This is a genomic window from Lacrimispora sp. (genome assembly GCF_036758025.1).
In the GTDB taxonomy this organism is placed as follows: domain Bacteria; phylum Bacillota; class Clostridia; order Lachnospirales; family Lachnospiraceae; genus Lacrimispora.
In genome coordinates this window covers 24,831-43,616 of record NZ_DAIOXM010000017.1, presented here as the reverse complement: position 1 = coordinate 43,616, position 18,786 = coordinate 24,831, and the positions used below count along the sequence as shown (strand labels likewise).

General features: G+C 44.7%; 22 protein-coding genes. 21 read left to right on the top strand and 1 reads right to left on the bottom strand.

Annotation, left to right across the window (positions count from 1 at the left end; translation table 11 throughout):
* The first annotated feature begins 75 nt into the window (after nucleotides 1–75).
* From V7M78_RS14565 to V7M78_RS14465, 21 genes are all read left to right on the top strand, one after another.
* Entirely contained in the window at nucleotides 76–1,728 is a 1,653-nt protein-coding gene (locus V7M78_RS14565) for a flagellar hook-basal body complex protein (protein WP_333650796.1), read from the top strand.
* 8 nt (nucleotides 1,729–1,736) lie between these two features.
* Nucleotides 1,737–1,994 carry a flagellar FlbD family protein gene (locus tag V7M78_RS14560; RefSeq protein WP_333650794.1) on the top strand — a complete coding sequence of 86 codons (258 nt, stop codon included), beginning with the start codon at nucleotides 1,737–1,739 and terminating at the stop codon, nucleotides 1,992–1,994.
* A 33-nt stretch (nucleotides 1,995–2,027) separates the two neighbouring features.
* Entirely contained in the window at nucleotides 2,028–2,837 is an 810-nt protein-coding gene (locus V7M78_RS14555; RefSeq protein WP_333650792.1) for a motility protein A, read from the top strand.
* Between the two features lie 72 nt (nucleotides 2,838–2,909).
* Nucleotides 2,910–3,665, top strand: a complete 756-nt coding sequence (locus V7M78_RS14550; protein ID WP_333650790.1) for an OmpA/MotB family protein — start codon at nucleotides 2,910–2,912, stop codon at nucleotides 3,663–3,665.
* Nucleotides 3,666–3,687: 22 nt separating this feature from the next.
* Nucleotides 3,688–4,707, top strand: a complete 1,020-nt coding sequence (locus tag V7M78_RS14545) for a flagellar motor switch protein FliM (RefSeq protein ID WP_333650788.1) — start codon at nucleotides 3,688–3,690, stop codon at nucleotides 4,705–4,707.
* A gap of 49 nt (nucleotides 4,708–4,756) precedes the next feature.
* Entirely contained in the window at nucleotides 4,757–5,116 is a 360-nt protein-coding gene (locus tag V7M78_RS14540; RefSeq protein WP_333650786.1) for a response regulator, read from the top strand.
* Nucleotides 5,117–5,138: 22 nt separating this feature from the next.
* On the top strand, nucleotides 5,139–5,585 hold the full coding sequence (gene flgC, locus V7M78_RS14535) for a flagellar basal body rod protein FlgC (protein WP_333650784.1): 447 nt from the start codon (nucleotides 5,139–5,141) through the stop codon (nucleotides 5,583–5,585).
* Between the two features lie 50 nt (nucleotides 5,586–5,635).
* Nucleotides 5,636–7,000 carry a flagellar motor switch protein FliN gene (gene fliN / locus V7M78_RS14530; RefSeq protein ID WP_333650782.1) on the top strand — a complete coding sequence of 455 codons (1,365 nt, stop codon included), beginning with the start codon at nucleotides 5,636–5,638 and terminating at the stop codon, nucleotides 6,998–7,000.
* Between the two features lie 26 nt (nucleotides 7,001–7,026).
* Nucleotides 7,027–7,377, top strand: a complete 351-nt coding sequence (locus V7M78_RS14525; protein ID WP_333650915.1) for a flagellar biosynthetic protein FliO — start codon at nucleotides 7,027–7,029, stop codon at nucleotides 7,375–7,377.
* Between the two features lie 11 nt (nucleotides 7,378–7,388).
* The gene (gene fliP / locus V7M78_RS14520; protein ID WP_333650780.1) at nucleotides 7,389–8,051 is read left to right on the top strand and encodes a flagellar type III secretion system pore protein FliP; all 663 of its coding nucleotides are present in this window, start codon (nucleotides 7,389–7,391) and stop codon (nucleotides 8,049–8,051) included.
* A 15-nt stretch (nucleotides 8,052–8,066) separates the two neighbouring features.
* Nucleotides 8,067–8,327, top strand: a complete 261-nt coding sequence (locus tag V7M78_RS14515) for a flagellar biosynthetic protein FliQ (protein ID WP_333650778.1) — start codon at nucleotides 8,067–8,069, stop codon at nucleotides 8,325–8,327.
* Nucleotides 8,328–8,345: 18 nt separating this feature from the next.
* Nucleotides 8,346–9,107 carry a flagellar biosynthetic protein FliR gene (gene fliR / locus V7M78_RS14510; RefSeq protein ID WP_333650776.1) on the top strand — a complete coding sequence of 254 codons (762 nt, stop codon included), beginning with the start codon at nucleotides 8,346–8,348 and terminating at the stop codon, nucleotides 9,105–9,107.
* A gap of 23 nt (nucleotides 9,108–9,130) precedes the next feature.
* The gene (gene flhB, locus V7M78_RS14505) at nucleotides 9,131–10,192 is read left to right on the top strand and encodes a flagellar biosynthesis protein FlhB (protein WP_333650774.1); all 1,062 of its coding nucleotides are present in this window, start codon (nucleotides 9,131–9,133) and stop codon (nucleotides 10,190–10,192) included.
* Between the two features lie 41 nt (nucleotides 10,193–10,233).
* Nucleotides 10,234–12,306 (top strand): flagellar biosynthesis protein FlhA, encoded by a 2,073-nt coding sequence (gene flhA, locus V7M78_RS14500; protein WP_333650772.1) that lies wholly within the window; start codon nucleotides 10,234–10,236, stop codon nucleotides 12,304–12,306.
* Between the two features lie 35 nt (nucleotides 12,307–12,341).
* Entirely contained in the window at nucleotides 12,342–13,118 is a 777-nt protein-coding gene (locus tag V7M78_RS14495) for a sigma-70 family RNA polymerase sigma factor (protein ID WP_333650770.1), read from the top strand.
* A gap of 15 nt (nucleotides 13,119–13,133) precedes the next feature.
* Nucleotides 13,134–13,937: a flagellar hook-basal body protein gene (locus V7M78_RS14490; RefSeq protein WP_333650768.1), complete on the top strand. Its 804-nt coding sequence runs from the start codon at nucleotides 13,134–13,136 to the stop codon at nucleotides 13,935–13,937.
* A 13-nt stretch (nucleotides 13,938–13,950) separates the two neighbouring features.
* Complete coding sequence (locus tag V7M78_RS14485; RefSeq protein ID WP_333650766.1) at nucleotides 13,951–14,730, top strand: flagellar hook-basal body protein; 780 nt, start codon at nucleotides 13,951–13,953, stop codon at nucleotides 14,728–14,730.
* A gap of 28 nt (nucleotides 14,731–14,758) precedes the next feature.
* A complete protein-coding gene (locus tag V7M78_RS14480) occupies nucleotides 14,759–15,385 on the top strand; it encodes a chemotaxis protein CheC (RefSeq protein WP_333650764.1) in 627 nt (208 codons plus the stop codon).
* On the top strand, nucleotides 15,378–15,860 hold the full coding sequence (locus V7M78_RS14475; protein ID WP_333650762.1) for a chemotaxis protein CheD: 483 nt from the start codon (nucleotides 15,378–15,380) through the stop codon (nucleotides 15,858–15,860). Before V7M78_RS14480 ends, V7M78_RS14475 begins: the two co-directional genes overlap by 8 nt.
* Before the next feature lie 82 nt (nucleotides 15,861–15,942).
* On the top strand, nucleotides 15,943–16,851 hold the full coding sequence (locus V7M78_RS14470) for a chemotaxis protein (protein WP_333650760.1): 909 nt from the start codon (nucleotides 15,943–15,945) through the stop codon (nucleotides 16,849–16,851).
* A 3-nt stretch (nucleotides 16,852–16,854) separates the two neighbouring features.
* On the top strand, nucleotides 16,855–18,138 hold the full coding sequence (locus tag V7M78_RS14465; RefSeq protein WP_333650758.1) for an EAL and HDOD domain-containing protein: 1,284 nt from the start codon (nucleotides 16,855–16,857) through the stop codon (nucleotides 18,136–18,138).
* On the opposite strand, the gene V7M78_RS14460 is transcribed toward V7M78_RS14465, so the two are convergent.
* Nucleotides 18,135–18,785 carry a late competence development ComFB family protein gene (locus V7M78_RS14460; RefSeq protein WP_333650756.1) on the bottom strand — a complete coding sequence of 217 codons (651 nt, stop codon included), beginning with the start codon at nucleotides 18,783–18,785 and terminating at the stop codon, nucleotides 18,135–18,137. The two genes, V7M78_RS14465 and V7M78_RS14460, sit on opposite strands and share 4 nt — an antisense overlap.
* Between the last annotated feature and the right edge of the window lies 1 nt (nucleotide 18,786).

Here is an 18,786-nt window from a genome sequence, read left to right as displayed (position 1 = left end):
CATTTATGGGGGCTTTTCCTGTATGTCCGACTGACAGCAGGATGACGGCATCTAAAAAAGAAGGGAAGTAAAATTATGGTCAGATCAATGTTCGCTGGTGTGGCAGGTCTTAGAACACACCAGTCAAAAATGGATGTTATTGGTAATAATATAGCTAACGTAAATACCTGGGGATTTAAATCCGGAAGTATGTCCTTTAAGGATACCATGTATCAGAATACCTCCTCAGGTTCAAAGGGAAGCACTGCTGCGGGCAGCTATGGCGGCAGCAATGCCAATCAGGTAGGATACGGTGTAACCACGGGAAGCATTTCCTATGACTTCTCTATGGGAAGCCCGTCTCCGTCCTCCAGAAGCTTGGATTGTATGATTGACGGAAGCGGTTTCTTTATTGTTGGCCCTATGATTAACGGTGAGGCACTCCCTCTAGAGGGTGAAACCACTGTTGCAGAAAGCGGCTTATTCCTTTCCAGAGTTGGAAAATTTGATGTGGACAATCAGGGTTATTTGGTTGATGATTCAGGTAATTATGTGTATGGTTTTACGTTAAATGACGATGGAACCTATAATACTGCAGCTTTGGCTCCTTTGAGAATTCCGACTAACGCTGAGATGGATGATTTGAACAGCGGAAAGCTGACGGAAGGTATAGCCGAAGCGCAGAAAAAATTAGATGAGGCCATGGCGGCTCTGAACTCTCTGAATGCATCTTTAGGAGTGGCAAAACAGGAGTTTATGGCTGCAAGGCAGGCGTATGAAGGTTCGTCTACTCCAGCTCCTGGAACTGGAAAGGCAAGAGAGGTTACCATGGGTACAGCTCCCCTCGATTACACTGGGCCTCTTTCCGGATTGGATGACTGGCTGAAGAATGATGTGAAAAAGGCGATGGATGACGCTTATGACGTATGGGTGACAACTTCTAATCCTGCTAACAAAACAGCCTATGATAATGCAAGGCTGTATTATGACCAGATGAATTATGCGGCAATTAGAGAAAAAGCAACACTAAATGCTCCAGCTGCCCTCAATGAATATACTCCTGCAGAATTAGATACTCTATGGACTGATTTTGCGTCTGCCTCCAATGCGTATACTACTGCAGACCCTGCGAGCGTAGGTTATGCCGCCCTTAAGACAGCTTTTGAAGAAAAAAAGGCAGCTCTGGAAGCCGTACAAGCAAAGTTATTGAAAGTTGAACCGGACTCTTTGCAGGGACAGAATAATTCTAAGGAATTAGAAGTGAAAAAAGCGGATGCAAAAGTCACACTGGCTAAAACAACCGTGACGAATGCTGAGAACGCTTTGAAGGCTGCCAATGATGCGGCGGGAAGCAGGACGGAAAGCAGTTCCCAGTCTAGCAGTGATTCACCTGCAAAGATGACAAATTATAAGATACAAAAGGATGGTTCTGTAGTTGGAACCTCGGAAGACGGAAGTTCTACCGTTATCATCGGTAAAATCGCCTTAGCCGGAGTGCAGAATACCAGCGGTTTGGAAAAAACTACAGGCTACTACTACGTTCCAGGTGCCAACGCCGGCAACATCGGTGTTTATGAAGCTGGAGGTCCCCAGGGCGAAATCATGGGTAATTACCTTGAAATGGCAAAAGTAGACCTTGCAACAGAGATGACAGACATGATTACCACTCAGAGAGGCTTCCAGGCCAACTCAAAAATCATTACAGTTACAGATCAGATGCTTGAAGAGCTGGTTAATATCAAGAGGTAATATCTTATATGATTCATAGAGGCGGTATCAACCGCCTCTATGATAAGAAGAGGAGCATAGCCATGATTCATCTTACAAGGTTGAATAATGAAGAATTTGTGATTAACTGCAAGCAGATTGAACGAATCGAATCCATACCGGAGTCCAATATCGTTTTAGTCAGCGGAAAGCACTATGTGGTAAAAGAAAGCGTAGAGGAAATCATCGATCGTGTGATTGAATTTCATGCTGAAATACAGGCTCGTGTGCAGAAGAAAAATGGTTAGTCCAGGCCCGGCCTGGAATATAGGAGGTTATTTATGGATCTATCATTGATCATTGGCTGGGTAGCGGGGCTTGGCTTGATTGTTTATGGAATCGGCATGGATAAGCTGATAAACTTTGTGGACATACCCAGCGTTCTTATTACCGGAGGAGGCACGATAGCAGCATTGATTGCCAGCTTTCCATTAAAAACTCTGGCTCAGATCCCCAAACACATCGGAATTATGGTCAGTACGAAGCGGTATAATTCAGCTGCAGTCATTGATACTCTTGTAGATATGGCAAAGACAGCCAGAAAGAAAGGCCTCCTGGTTTTGGAGGAACAGGCCAGCGGCATTAAGGATCCTTTCCTGAAACAGAGCGTTATGCTGATCGTGGATGCCATGGATGCGGAGAAGATCAGGGAGATGCTGGAAAGTGAAGTGTCAGCCATGATGGACCGCCATGAGCAGGATGTCAGCATTTATGACAAAGGATCGGGAGTTGCGCCTGGCTTCGGTATGATTGGTACTCTGGTAGGATTGGTTAATATGTTAAAAAGCATGGATATGTCAGGCAATGGGGCAAACACCCTTGGAGCAGATATGTCTGTGGCTTTGATCACTACCTTTTATGGCTGCGTTATGGCTCATTTGTTCTTTGCTCCTATGGCGAAAAAGCTTCGTATCCGCAATGAAGAAGAAGTTTTATATAAACAGATTATCATTGAAGGTGTTCTGTCCATTCAGGCGGGGGACAATCCGAAATATCTGGAAGAAAAGCTGTTATCCTATCTGTCGCAGGGACAGCAGGGGAAAATTGCAAAGAAAAATTCAGTCAAAGAGGCAAGCGGAAGTGACGCTTAACCTGAAGGGAAAAGAAGGACGCCTTGCAGACATGCTGTTATGCTCAGGGAAAATAGGAAAACAGGTGGTTGTATGATAAAGAAAAATAGGCAGCCGGAGGAATCCGGAAGTTGGATGGATACATATGGAGACATGGTTACATTACTGCTGTGTTTCTTCGTTCTCCTTTACTCCATGTCCTCCATGGACCAGACCAAGTGGAAAAAACTGGTACAGAGCTTTAATCCGTCGGCTTTAGAAAAACTGGAGGATCAGATTGATGAAGCCTCAGAGACGGCTGAACAGCAGGAGATTCAGGACTTTGATGAACTGTATTTGTCTCTGAAGCAGGTGGTTGAGGAAAGAGGTATGCAGGATTCGGTGGAAATTACCCGCGGAGACGGCTTCACTTTTATTTCATTTCGTGATAAAGTATTTTTTGACGGAGACAGTTCTGTTCTCCGGCAGGAGGGCAAGGAAGTTTTGGAACAGTTTGCCGCTTCCATGCAGCAGGTGGAGCCTTCCATAAAGGAAGTGCAGGTATTGGGACATACCTCCCAGGGAGACCCTAACAGACCTAATAATGTCCGTAACGACAGAATGCTTTCAGCTCAGCGTGCTGCTGAGGTGGTCATTTACCTTCAGAGCAGAAGTGCTGTTTCACCGGATAAACTGGTGGGAACCAGCTATGGCCAGTTCCGGCCGATTGCTCCTTTTGATTCAGAGGAGGGGAGGGCACGAAACCGCCGCGTGGAGATACTGATAACCAAGAATGATGCGGTAGAGAAGTCTTTGGAGGAGTATTACGACCAGATATATCAGAATTATCAGGACGCACTAGGCAATTAAAAAATGAAGCGGAGTGAAACAAATGGCTGAAGTATTATCCCAAAGTCAAATTGATGCGCTGCTCAATTCCCTTCAGGGGGGAGATGAGCCAAGTCAGGATATTGACAAAAAGGACAGTGAAGTAAAATACCGAAAATATGATTTTTACAGCCCGAAGAAATTTACAAAAGACAGGCTTAAAGTTTTAAACAGTATATTTGATAATTATTCCAGAATTGCAGGTTCTCAGATCAACAGCCTGTTCAGGACCTCCAGTGAATTGTCGGTCACTACAGTAGAAGAGCAGAGATACTATGAGTTCAGCAATGCTCTCAGCGACAATGATGTTCTTACTCTTGTCAACGTGAGCCTGCCGGATCATTCCAAGAATCCGCCTCTTCTGATTAATGCCAGTATGCCGCTGATGCTGAGTCTGATTGACCGGATGCTGGGAGGTTTAGGAGCAGAAACCAATGTTGACCTGACCTATACCTATACAGAAATTGAGATGGCCTTATACCGCAGAGTGATCCAATACATCATTGGACCTTTAAAGGATTCCTGGTCAAACTATATTAGTCTGGATTTTGAACTGGAAAGGCTTGAAGGAAATCCCGGCATGTTTCAGGAAATCGGTGTGGATGAGACCATCGTGATTGTTGTCATTGATGTGCAAATGGAGGGCTGCTCCGGAAGGTTTAGCCTTTGTATTCCGGGAAATCTCCTTATGAACATATACAGTATCATGGATAAGAGAAGAGCCAGTGCCATGGGCGAAGAGGAAAACAGCCAGGATATCAAGATGGAAATATTAAACAACATCAAATCATCTGACTTGTTGGTTCGTGCCCAGATGGGAGACTCTGTCATTACCCTTGACGATGTTTATAATCTTCATGTGGGAGATGTTATCAATCTCGGAACACCCAAGGATTCTGACATCAAGCTGTATGTGGATGACCAGCCATGGTTTAAGGGCCAGTTAGGCGTTCATAAACGGAATGTGGCAATCCGGGTGGAAGACCTTGTTGAAAAAGGAAATTACCAGGCCAGTGAAAATTGAGCCAGGGATTATATAAAGAATTAAGGATAATAGAAGGAGATGTATGAAAATGGCTAAAATATTATTAGTAGATGATGCCGCATTTATGAGAATGATGATCAAGGACACCCTGTCTAAAAATGGATATACCGATTTGTATGAGGCATCTGACGGAGCCCAGGCTGTACAAATGTTTTCTGAAATCAATCCGGATCTGGTAATCATGGATATTACCATGCCTAATATGGATGGACTGGAAGCATTGAAGGCCATCAAGGCAAAGGCTCCGGGAGCTGCGGTTGTTATGTGCTCTGCTATGGGGCAGGAAAGCATGGTAATTGAGGCGATCAAGTCCGGTGCAAAGGACTTTATTGTTAAACCGTTTAAGCCTGACAGAATTCTTAAAACAGTTACAGGTATTATCGGTTAACTTACCGAAGAGGAGGGGACAAATGTCATTTTTAAGTTCCATGAACATTAGTGCGTCAGGAATGACCGCACAGCGTCTCCGGTTGGACATTGCATCGGAGAATATTGCCAACATTGATACAACCAGAACGGAAGCGGGCGGACCTTACCAGAGAAAAATGGTCGTGCTCCAATCCAAAAATGAGAATAATTTCCGGAGAATTTTGATGAATGCAGCCGGTGTAAGCAGACAGCAGAGTGTAGGCGGCGTCAGGGTTTCACAGATCGTACAAGACCCCAGTCCCTTTAAACCCGTTTATAATCCGGAGCATCCGGATGCGGATGAAAACGGCTATGTGCAGATGCCTAATGTGGATTTGATAAAGGAAACAGTAGACAGTATGTCTGCATACCGGTCCTACGAGGCCAACGTAACAGCGTTTAATGCCATAAAGACGATGGCCTCCAAGGCATTGGAAATTGGGAAATAAGGCATGGCTTGGCATAGAGGGCTAAATGAGTATAAAGGGAGAAAAGTTGTATGGATTCAAAGAATTTTAGCGCATTTGAAATTGATGCAATAGGGGAAATACTAAATATAAGCCTTGGTGCCTCGGCAACTGCAGTATCTACCATGCTCAATGCCAGAGTTGATATTACCACACCGGTGGTGAGGGTATTGTCAAAGGATGAATTTGAAATTTCAAACCTGGAACCGGCAGTAGGGGTGGAAATTACATATATTGCAGGACTCAGCGGAAGCAATATCATGCTTTTGAAAAGGCATGATGTAAAAGTGATTGTAGATATGCTGATGGGAATGGAAACACCAGAGGAAGAATTTGAATTAAATGAACTGAACATCAGTGCAATCTGTGAAGTAATGAACCAGATGATGGGAGCATCTGCCACGGCCCTGTCTGAGTTTTTAGGAAAGACGGTTAATATTTCAACTCCAAGCTCCTTTGAAATTGCCAATGTAAATGATTTCAAAGAAAAGTATTATAACAACGAAGAATCCATGGTTGTGGTCGGATTTACATTAAAGATTGCGGACCAGTTGGAAAGTGAATTTATTAATGTGATGACTCCGAGTCTTGCAAAAGAGCTTGTCAGGGGATTCCTGCCTGAAGAATTGATGGCAGAAGAAACGGTTTCAGAGCCTCAGCCGGCAATACAGCAATCGGCAGCACCTGAGCCGGAAACAGCAGCACCATCTTCAGGCGGCATGATGACCCAAGAAGAGATTGAAAGACTGCTGGCAGGAGGATTTGGGGATGAAGAGCCTGTAAACCAGGAACCGGCTGCATACGTAGAACCAGAGGCAGAATGGAGTACTGGAGCAGACCAGGCGGCAGCAACCGGCCAGGCAGCAATGCCATCCACAACCGGAATAGACCAGGCAGTACTCTATATGGGCGGGGCCGGTCAGACAGCAATACCACAGATGACTGGAGGCGATCAGATGGCAATGCAGCAGATGATGGGTCAGATTCAGATGCAGCAGCAGATGATGAGTCAGATGCAGCAGATGATATCCCAGATGCAGAAGGAGCAGGAACATGCGAAAGCCGCTGCGTCTCAGGAGCCCAAGACCATAAATGTGAAGCCTATTCCTCAGAACAGTTTAAAAGAAGGAAGCACCGATTTTGAGGAGCAGGAAGAAAACCGTGAACTGATCATGGGAGTTCCGCTTGAGGTATCCGTAGAAATCGGAAGAACCAGAAAGCTGGTAAAGGAAATCCTTGAATTTACCAAGGGCTCTCTTGTAATTCTGGACAAGCTGGCTGGAGAGCAGGTTGATTTATTTGTAAATGGCCGCTGTATTGCCAAGGGTGATGTAGTGGTGGTTGATGATAACTTTGGTATCCGTATTACAGAGATTATCAGGAAGAATGCGGAATAGAGAGGAAGTGGCTGCATTTGAACAGTGTGATTAGTCTGATTTCAGCGTTGATTCTTACGGTTTTGATCCTGTATCTGAGCTATATATTTACCAAAAGTCTTGGAAAAGGGATAGGGATGAAACGGGGAGGAACCTGTATGCAGATGCTGGACAGGCTCCCTCTTGGTCAGGATAAGTCAGTTGCGATTGTCCGTGCAGGAAGCCACTATTATCTGATTGGCATTGCATCTTCTCAGATCACCCTTCTGGCGGAGCTTACAGAGGAGGATATCCCCAAGGAAGCTCTTGAGGGAACCTCTTTTCCCGGAGCAGAAGGATATGAAAGCTTTAAAAAGATATTAAAGAAATATACGGACAGAAACAGGGATGATGTATAAGGAGGAACAGAATGAATACAGATGCCTTGATTAATATTAATGGCGGCCGGGTGCCAACTCTGGAAGTTCTCCTTATGATGACAATTATTTCCCTGCTGCCATCCATTCTGGTGATGATGACCTCCTTTACGAGGATCATCATTGTCCTGTCTTTTACCAGAAATGCTCTTGGTGTTCAGCAGAGCCCGCCCAATATGGTGCTGGTTGGAATTGCATTATTCCTGACACTTTTTATCATGGACCCGGTAATCAAAGATGTTAACACCAACGCTTACCAGCCTTACATCAGAGAGGAAATAACTCAGAGAGAGGCCCTGGACCGGGCTGCAGTCCCTATGAAACGGTTTATGCTGAAACAGACGGAGACTGCCACTTTAAACTTATTTGTTGATTTATCCAATACTGACAGTCCGGAGAATGTTGAGGAACTCCCCATGACAGTGGTGATTCCTTCTTTTATGACTTCAGAACTGAAGCGGGCATTTACGGCAGGATTTATGATCTTTCTGCCATTCTTGCTGGTGGATATTATTGTATCCAGTACCCTGATGTCCATGGGTATGGTTATGCTTCCGCCAGCCATGATTTCCCTTCCATTTAAGCTTCTGCTCTTTGTAACAGTCAATGGCTGGGAGCTTCTGTTCACCAATTTGGTGAACAGCTTTCATTACTGACAGGAGGATTAGAATATGACAGAAACCGCTGTAAACGGTCTGCTTTATGAATTATTTGGGACAGTGGTCAAGCTGGCCGGTCCAGTGCTGATTGTCAGCATGATCGTGGGTATTGTTATTTCCATTATTCAGGCAGCTACCCAGATCCACGAACAGACCATTACCTTTGTTCCAAAGCTGATCGTCATAGGTCTGATGCTTCTGATGATGGGAGACCAGATGATGACAACGCTCAGTGATTTTACAGTAAATATTTTCAATTCCATGCTGGGATAAAAGGAAAGGAAGATTCAGATGCCGGAAATAGGACAGATGATGCTGTTTTCCCTTATTTTTATGAGGATGTCAGGATTTATTCTGCTGAATCCTATCTGGGGCAGAAGAAATATTCCGGCACAGGTAAAGGGCGGCATGATTATGGTATTTACCCTGCTCATTTACTCTTTTTCTTCGGCTCAGGTGCCGGAGCCTGTGAATTCCATTGAATTTGCGGTGCTTCTTTTAAAAGAGTTTGCCGTTGGATTTGCCATTGGTTTTGTCATGGAGTTATTTATTATGGTCATCGTCTTTGCAGGAAGCATTATAGACTATCAGATGGGCCTGTCCATGGCAATGATTTACGATCCTCAGACTAATGCCCAGATTGCCGTTACAGGAACCATTTACCATGCCTATTTCATGCTTCTGTTTTTTGCAGTGGATGGCCATCTGGCCTTGTTTAAGATTCTCATAAAGGCTGCCGAGGCAATTCCTTACGGTCAGGCGGCATTGGGATCTCAGGCGGCATGGGCTATGGTGGAAATTTTTATTCAATGCACGGTCATGGCGATTAAGTTTTCATTTCCCCTGATTGCCATTGAATTTTTGACAGAAATTGCAGTGGGGGTATTAATGAAAATAATTCCCCAGATCAATGTGTTTGTGGTGAATATACAGACGAAACTGGTGCTGGGTTTCTTTATGCTGGTTTTCCTGTTTTCTCCCATGACGGATTATGTAAGCGGCCTGATCAGCCAGATGCTTCTGACCATTGAGGATATAATCAGGCTCTTATAATGCAAAGGATGTGATGAACGGGAATGCCGGATCCTTCAAAAACCGAAAAAGCCACACCGAAAAAACGGAATGATGAACGAAAAAAAGGAAACGTTCCGCTCAGCAAGGATGTGGTTATGATAGCTTCTCTTCTCGGAAGCTTTATAATGCTGAGAATGTTGTTTCCCTTCATGTACAGAGCCATGCGGGATTATATGATAAAATATTTAAGCCTGGCTCCAGTGGCGGAAAATCTGTCTGATTATACCACCGGGATTTTCCTGGATACCATGTTGGCAGTTGCAAAGGCGGCCCTTCCCATCCTTTTGACAAGCATTGCATTGGCGGTGATAGGAACAGGAGTACAAACAAGGTTTTTATTTTCAAAAAGCAAGTTGGCCCCTAAACTCAGCAATTTAAATCCCATTCAGGGGATTCAAAAGATGCTGTCTTTAAAAAATGTCATAGAGCTTTTGAAAAACATGGTGAAAATTACCATTTTAGGAATCATTCTTTATCAGGTCATAAAAGCGGATTTAATACCAGTGTCAAGAACCATTGATATGGATTTAAAAAGTTCGGCAGTGTATGTGCTGAGTGCGATTATGGACATGATCTTCCGGGTTTCCATGGTATTTCTGGCGGTTGCCGGATTTGACTTTTTCTATACACGGTGGGATTATGACCGCCAGATTAAAATGTCAAAGCAGGAATTAAAGGAAGAGTTTAAGCAGACCGAAGGAAATCCTGAAATCAAGGGACGTATCCGAAGTCTTCAAAGAGAACGGGCCCGCTCCAGAATGATGCAGTCAGTCCCTGAGGCAGACGTTATTATTCGTAACCCTACCCATTATGCGGTTGCTCTACGGTATGATATAGAGAAAGATATTGCCCCTGTTCTGGTAGCCAAAGGCCAGGATGAGTTGGCGTTAAGGATTGTAGCTCTGGGTGAGAAACACGGAGTACATGTGATTGAAAACAAACCTTTGGCAAGGGGGATATATGCCGGCACCCAGGTGGGAGCTGCGATTCCTTCAGAATATTACGGTATGGTCGCTGAAATTCTGGTACATGTATACCAGCTGAATAACAAGATCATAGAATGAGGAAACCATGCCAGAGAAACTGAAAGAAACGGTGTAAAAGAATGAAGACATTACTGAAAAATTCTGTAGTAGTATTTGTCATTATGATCGTACTTCTATTGATTATTCCATTGCCTCCGTTTTTTATGGATGTAATGATTATTATAAATATTGCCCTTTCCATGATTATCCTGCTGATAACCATGAACATAAAGGAGCCTTTGGAATTTTCCATCTTCCCTGCCCTGCTTTTGGTGACGACCCTGTTTCGATTGGGATTAAACGTATCCTCTACAAGAAACATTCTGTCAAACCAGGGGTCTTCCGGTCAGGTGATCAAGGCTTTCGGTGACTTCGTTCTGCAGGGAAATGTGGTTGTCGGTTTTATTATATTCCTTATTATTGTTTTAGTAAACTTCCTGGTTATTACGAAAGGTACGGAACGTGTATCAGAGGTTGCAGCCAGATTTACCCTGGACGCTATGCCTGGTAAACAGATGGCGATTGATGCGGACTTAAGCTCCGGCCTGATTAACGAGCAGGAAGCAAAGATGAGAAGGTACAAGGTTCAGAAGGAAGCGGACTTTTACGGAGCCATGGATGGTGCTACCAAGTTTGTAAAGGGAGATGCCATCATGTCCCTGATCACCACTGCCATTAACTTTATCGGCGGTGCAATTATCGGTATGGTGCAGTCAAACCTGGAATTTGGCGAAGTAATGTCCATTTATTCCATTGCAACAGTAGGTGACGGACTTGTTTCCCAGGTTCCCGCACTGTTAATTGCAACTGCTACCGGTATGGTGGTGACCAGAGCCGTATCAGAAGGCACCTTGAATGAAGATGTATCGGGTCAGTTCATGGCTCAGCCGAGAGCGATTATGCTCACTGGTGTTGTTATGATGGTGCTGATGCTGGTACCTGGAATGCCCAAGGTTCAGCTTGCAGTTATGGCGGTGATTCTTATTGCCGCAGGCTATCAGCTGGGTCAGAAAGTCCGTTTATCTGCTATCGGTCCCCAGGAACTGGCTGCCACCATGGCAATGGCTGAAGAAGCGCCGGAGATCGGTGCCAATGAAGAAGCCTACTACCGTGACGTGAACAATGTCTATGCCCTCATCAATGTTGAACCCATTGAGATGGAATTCGGTTACAGCCTGATCCCTCTGATCGATGAGAGCAGCGGAGGCAAGATGATCAACCGGATCGTCATTTTCAGAAGACAGTATGCTCAGGACATGGGACTTGTCATTCCTTCCGTCAGACTGAGGGACAGTTCCAGTTTAAATACCAATCAATATGTTATAAAGATCAGAGGGGAAGAGGTAGCCAGAGGAGAAATCCTGGTAGATTATTATCTGGCTTTAGAGCCCCCGGGCCTTTCCGGCGAGGTAGACGGAATTGAAACCGTGGAGCCGGCTTACGGAATTCCAAGTAAGTGGATCAGGCCTGAAAACAAGGAGATGGCGGAAATTTACGGTTACACCGTTATTGATCCTCTCTCCGTTATGCTGACCCATTTATCTGAGACCATCAGGCAGCACTCTTTTGAGCTGTTAGGACGCCAGGAGGTTATGCAGCTCCTGGAAAATGTGAGGAAGCAAACACCGGAGCTGGTGGATGAACTGATGCCGGGACAGCTCACTTACGGCGGCCTCCAGAAGATTCTTATTAATCTTCTGAAAGAAGGTGTTCCCATCAAAGATATGGAAACGATTCTGGGTACCATAGCAGATTCGATTCCTACCACCAGGGATATGGATATGATTACAGAAAATATCCGAATCTCTTTAAAGAGAACTATCACCAGAATGTTCTGCGAAGGCGGACAGATGAAGGTGCTCACCCTGGATGCGGAACTGGAGAAAAATATTATCAGCAGTATGGCAAAAGGAGAACAAGGCATCTATCTGGCTCTCAGTCCGGATGTGATGCAGTCTGTGATCGGACAGATGGGGGAACAGATGAAAAAATTTGCGGATCTGGAACAAAAGCCGGTGATTCTCACCAGCCAGGTAGTCAGACTGTATTTCTACCGTTTAGTAGAACAGTTCTATCCCAATGTATATGTCCTTTCCTTTAATGAGATTGCAAATAATATTCAGATCCAGGCAATCGGAAATATTACCCTTTGACCGTTCTTTGTGTCAGAAAGGCAGTGTTAGTCGAAATGGAACAGGATTTAAGCCAATATACCAATGAAGAGCTATTAATTAAATATAAGCATACAAAAGATATCACGATTAAGCATGAACTGGTGATGCGGTATATGAACATGGTGAGAAGTATATCCATTCAGATGCGTGATGTCTACTTAAGCTTTGCCCAGGTGGAGGATATCGTCAATGAAGGGGTGCTGACCATTATGAACGGCATTGAAAAGTTTGACCCTGACTTGAATGTAAAATTCGAAACCTATATTTCCAAGCGGATTCGCGGAATGATCATTGATATGGCGAGAAAGCAGGACTGGATTCCCAGAAGCGTAAGGAAAAATGCAAAAGAGATGGACAATGCTGTCACAGAACTATGCAACCGCTTAGGCCGGTTTCCCACTCCGCAGGAAACTGCGGATCACATGAATATAAGTCTGGAAAAGTACCAGGAAACCCTTGGCAAGTCCAATGTTTACAGCGTCCTTTCCTTAGACATGGTTCTGGAGGCGGGAAGTGACAATAAAAAGATGGTGCAGCTTCCCTCTATAAATGAAGATGACCAGCCTGAAGACCATTATCTGCAGGAAGAGTTTAAAGAGGTTCTGGTTTCTGCCATAAATAATTTAAAAGAAAACGAACAAAAGGTTATTTCACTGTACTATATGGACGAATTAAATATGAAGGAGATTGCACATGTCATGAGCGTTAGCGAGCCCAGAATCTCACAGATTCACTCCAATGCGATTCAAAAGCTCAGGCTGCATCTGACTAATTTCATAGATGGGAAGTAGGAAGGGAGAAAAGATATGTTTCATGGATTTTACAATCTGGCTTCAGGAATTCTGTATCAGACCAGGAACTTAAATGTAATCGGAAACAATATGGTCAACAGCGGAACAGCGGGCTTTAAACCTGACCGTATGGTCAGCACCACCTTCCGGGATGAGATGTTATACCGCACCGGAAACCGTGATAAAGACAATGCTGCTCAGTTAGGGGCCGTATCCATGATACGTGCTTCCAGAAGCACCGTGACCAGCCATGATCAGGGAGCAGTGGAGGAGACCGGAGGAAACTTAGACTTTGCCCTGACAAAACCAGGGTTCTTTGCCGTTCGGGATTTTGCAGGAAACCAGGTTTATACCAGAAACGGTTCTTTTACCATTGATGACGAAGGATACCTTTCCATTCCCTCATTAGGAAGGGTTCTTGGAGAAGATGGAAACCCCATTGAGCTTTCTTCCGATCACATTACTGTGGATAAAGACGGCAATATTTACGAGGTCCCTATCAAGGGGCTTGGAGCCGGGGAAGACGGAGAGACCAGCGAGGAGCAGGAGCCGGTTCTTCTGGGTAAAATCAGAGTTGTGGACTTTGCCGATTACAGCCAGCTAGTAAAGGGCGATAACGGCTCCTTTACCACTGCAGCGGAAGGAACAGCAGCAGACGGTGGAATTATGTGGAAGGCATTGGAACGATCCAATATCAATCCCATTGAAGAGATGACGCAGATGATTACAAGCCAGAGAGCCTCCCAGAGTGCGGCTCAGGTGCTTCGGATATATGACCAGCTCATGAGCAAGGTTTCCAATGACATAGGAAGAGTATAGGGGGAAGAGTAAGATGAACCAGTCTTTTTATATCGGCGCTTTAGGCGCCTTAAGTAATCAGGCAAAGCTGAACGTGGTGTCCAGCAATATTGCCAATGTGAATACATCGGGCTTTAAGCCTCAGTACAGCGTGTTTTCCGACCTGATTTATTCCCAGACAAGGAGTACAGAGGGGGGAGATGCGGCTAAAACAGGCAGCGGAGTCAGAATGGACTATACAAAAACCGATATGACTGATATGCCCTACAGGGAAACCGGCCTTGAATATGACCATGCCATAGCAGGGGAAGGCTTTTTTATGCTGAGAGATCCTGCCACAGGAGACATTACATATTCAAGGGACGGACGCTTCCAGCTTTCCCAGTTAGAGGACCAGTTTTATCTGGTAAACACTTCCGGAAAAAGAGTCCTGAACATGGATCAGGAGGAGATTTCCTATGATGTCAAGCCTGCCGTTTACCCTGGACAGGAGGACGAAATAGAGGAAGAAGAGGAAGAGGAGCTTGAAGAAGGCGCCCACGATCCCAAGGCCATAGGCATATATACCTTTATAAGAAGAGATGGAATCGAAAGCGTAGGAAATAACGAATTTGCTGTGACCGAAAAAAACGGAGCACCTATTCTCCTTGAACAGGCAAAGGTGATAAAAGGTGCCATGGAGGTGTCGGGCACAGACTTTGCAAAAGAAATGACTAAAATGATGGAAGCCCAGAGAGCCTATTCCTACTCTCTCAGAATGGTACAGACCTCTGAAGAGGTGGAGGCCACCATCAACACACTTCGTCAGGGATAGGTGACCACATAGGAAGGAGATCGGTGTCATGAAGATAACACGCTACGATGAAATGAATGGATTGGGGTTAGATCTGATCCGTGAGATAGGCAGCATAGGAACTGGTAATTCAGCTACGGCTCTATCCTCCATGCTGGGGAAGACTGTGCGGATGACGCTTCCCAACGTGCAGATTCTTGGCTACAATGATGCCATTAAGTTTCTCGGAGATCCTGAGGAAATTGTGGCTGCCATACTGGTAAAGATGTCAGGAGAGATCAACGGACTGATGCTTTTTATCCTGAAGCTGGATTTTATCAATGAGGTCTTATCCAGCCTGATGCAGCAAAAAATTGAAGACTATTATCAACTGAATGTTCTGGAAACCTCCGCCCTGGAGGAGGTCGGAAATATTATCATATCTTCTTACGTCAATGCAATGTCCACTCTCAGCGATGTGACCATCAACTTATCTGTCCCGGATACAGCGGTGAACATGCTGGGTGGAATCTTAAGTGTGCCTATGGTGGAGTTTGGCTATCAAACAGATAAGATGATGATGATCAGCGGCCAGTTTATTATAGGTGGGAACGTGCTTCACAGTGACCTTCTGATGATGCCGGAAATTCAGTCACTGAACTTTTTAATGGAAAAGCTGGGGATAAGTAATGGATAAAAAGCTGACGGTTGGAATCGCAGATATGAAGTTCGCGCGGCAGGAGGGAGTTCTGATCACTTATGCTCTCGGTTCCTGTGTTGGGATCAGCTTGTACGACCCCATGATTAAGCTGGGAGCTTTGGTCCATATCATGCTTCCTGAGGTATATGGTGTAGGAGACGGAAACATATTTAAATACGCCGATACCGGACTGGCTGAGACCCTCCGGAAAATAGAAATCATGGGAGCCAGAAAGGCCAGGCTGATTGCCAAGATTGCCGGGGGAGCCAAGATGTTCGAACTGCAGGGAAACAGCACCCTTGGCAACATCGGAGCCCGCAATGTTGTCAGTGTAAGACATATTCTCCATTCACAGGGAATCCGTCTTGCGGCTTCCGATGTGGGAGAAAATTACGCCAGGACCATGTCTTTTGATGTGAGTACGGGAAGAGTCAGGATCAGAACCTACGGCAGAGCGGAAATTGATTTATAAATATTATGAATCGGAAGAAATATGCCGATATTTCAGTAAGCAGATGTTTTTGCTGATTATATTGGGACAAAGGAGAAGAACTATGGCAGAAACAGATATTTTGTTAGAATCAGGAACCAATGAGATTGAAATAATGGAATTTACGATTTACGGTGAATTATACGGTATTAATGTGGCCAAAGTCCGGGAAATCATGATGTCAGATAAGGTGAAGCCCATTCCTCATGCTCATCCTTCTGTAGAGGGGATTTTTAAACCCAGAGATATTCTTCTCACGGTCATTGACCTTCCTCACTATTTAACCGGAAGTGCAACAGAACAGCAGCCAAAGGACTTATTCATTGTTACCAATTTTAATAAGCTGCACATTGCTTTCCGTGTACACAGCGTTGTGGGCATCAGCCGCATCTCCTGGAAGGATATTCAGAAGCCGGATGATACCATCAGCCGTGGAGAAGAAGGCGTGGCAACCGGCATTGCCCAGTGCGGAAAGGATTTAGTAACTATTCTGGATTTTGAAAAAATCGTGGCAGAGATAGCTCCGGAGACAGGAATCCAGTTAGATGAAATATCCAGACTTGGTCAAAGGGAAAGAATTGACAGTCCCATTCTGATTGCCGAAGACTCCATTCTTTTGACAAAGATGATTGAAGCTTCTCTCAAAAAGGCAGGCTATGAAAACCTGACTTTTAAAAACAACGGTCAGGAAGCGTGGGATTATTTAAACGAGATCAGAAATGATTCAGATTTTGCTGATAAGGTGAGTTTGATTATTACGGATATTGAGATGCCGGAAATGGATGGACACCACCTGACAAAGCTGGTGAAGGAGGATAAGCAATTAAAGCACATCCCCCTTGTTATCTTCTCTTCCATGATCAATCAGGAATTAATGATTAAAGGCAAACAGCTGGGTGCAAACGAACAGCTGTCAAAACCGGAAATCGGACATCTGGTGGAAGTAATTGATCATTTGCTTGAAAGGAGGTAGAAAATGGACAGATATGTCACCCGGCAGCCCATTAAGGCACTGAAGGAGGACAAAATTATCGGCTATGAGGTACTATTCCAGAAGGATTATGATTCCCTCTACAGCAGCTCCGATGTGGCAGCAGCAGATACCATTGCAGGCTTCCTGATGCAGAACACGGAGAGAATTTTTCAAGATAAACTGACATTTGTAACTTTCACTCCTTCTTTGCTGTTCAGAAATACACCGAAGATTTTTGACAAAGATAAGCTGGTTATCCAGATTGAAGATCATGTGATGATCCATCCATTATCTCCTACAATCATTAAAAAATACCGTACTGAAGGCTACATATTTGCTATCAATGATTTTCAGTTTTCTCCAAAATATTTTACCATGCTGGACTTTGTCACATACATAAAGGTAGATGTAAGCAACAAACATGAGGGAAGAGAGCGTGTTTCCTTAAATAACCTTATCAATACCATGAAAGGCTTTGATAAGAAGTGCATTGCAACCGGAGTTAATACCAAAGAGGATTACGAGCTGGCTATGGAAGTCGGTGCAGATTTTGCAGAAGGCAGCTATGTGGCAGAGGCCATGGCCAATAAGGTAAATCGTATGGAATTCCTGGAAGGAAACTTCTTCCAGCTTGTTGTGGAAGTCTCAAAAGATGAGCCGGACATTCAGCAGATAGAAGAAATCGTAAGCCATGATGCGGCATTAAGCTATGCTCTTCTTAAGATTGTAAATTCTGCTTATTTTGCCCTTCGCAGACGGGTATCCTCTATTCGCCAGGCTTTGGTGACCATGGGTATCAGTCAGTTGAAGCAGTGGGTATATCTCTTAAGCTTTAACAATGACTTTGAAAAGGATGAGGCCCTCGAGGCTATGATGAAGCTGTCCTTCCTCAGGGCTAATTATGCCATGGCTCTTTCCGAGCATGTGGAGGATCTGCCCATTATCCGGTCAGAGGTTTATATGATGGGAATGTTTTCCACTCTGCAGTTCATGATTGATGCACCATTGGAGGAAATACTGGAAGAGGTTCCGGTAGCCCAGGAAATCAAGGATGCCTTAATCAAACGTGAGGGAGTTTGCGGAGACCTTTACAGACTCATTCTCAGCTACGAGAATGCGGATTGGAAGGAAGTAAAGCTTCTTTCCGATAAGTTAGGCATTCCGTCCGGTTTGCTGGCACAGACCTATATGGATTGTGTTGAAACCGTAAACGAAATATGGAATGGAATTATAAGCAGCAGTGCATATCAGGAAGCGGAAGCAATCATGCATGAAACCCACACCTAATGGTGTGGGTTTTCTTTTACAACAGAGCATGCCTTGGTCAATTCCACCACCACCTGCTGGGTGAAGCGGGAGGAATAAAAATTCAAAAGCGGAGACACAGAATCCCGGTCCACAACAATGTATTTGGGAGGCAGATGAGACAGGGATAATGCCGTCACATCAGCGGTGCAGTGATCGCAGAGGCACACTTCGAAGTCTTTCATGTATTGTGGAGCTGCATTCTTGACGATATATTCCATGACGTTTAAGTATTGGAAGGAAGGAACCGGCGGTTTTTCGGGAGCCTTTTCCTCAGGAATTACCTCTTTGGATACTTCTTTCTCAGGGGTAACCTCTTTTGAGATTTTTTTCTCAGGTTCTACTGCAGAGGCATCCACGGCAACTTCAGCCGCCTCTGCCTCTTCCAGTTGCTCTTTAATCAGCTCCGCCACTGGATCGGGTGCTGAAGAAGACATATCGATGATGGAAATAGGTGTTGGTGCGGATGAGGGCTGATTCATGCTGGCCAGCCCTTTAATAGCTTCTGCGGAATCAGAAGTTTGTCTGGCAGCCAGATTTTCTTTGGCAGCCTCCTCCTTTGGGGATTCAGAATCATCCCCGGCTAACAGATTCATAACATGAGCAGTTTTACTGCTTTTTCTGGCCATA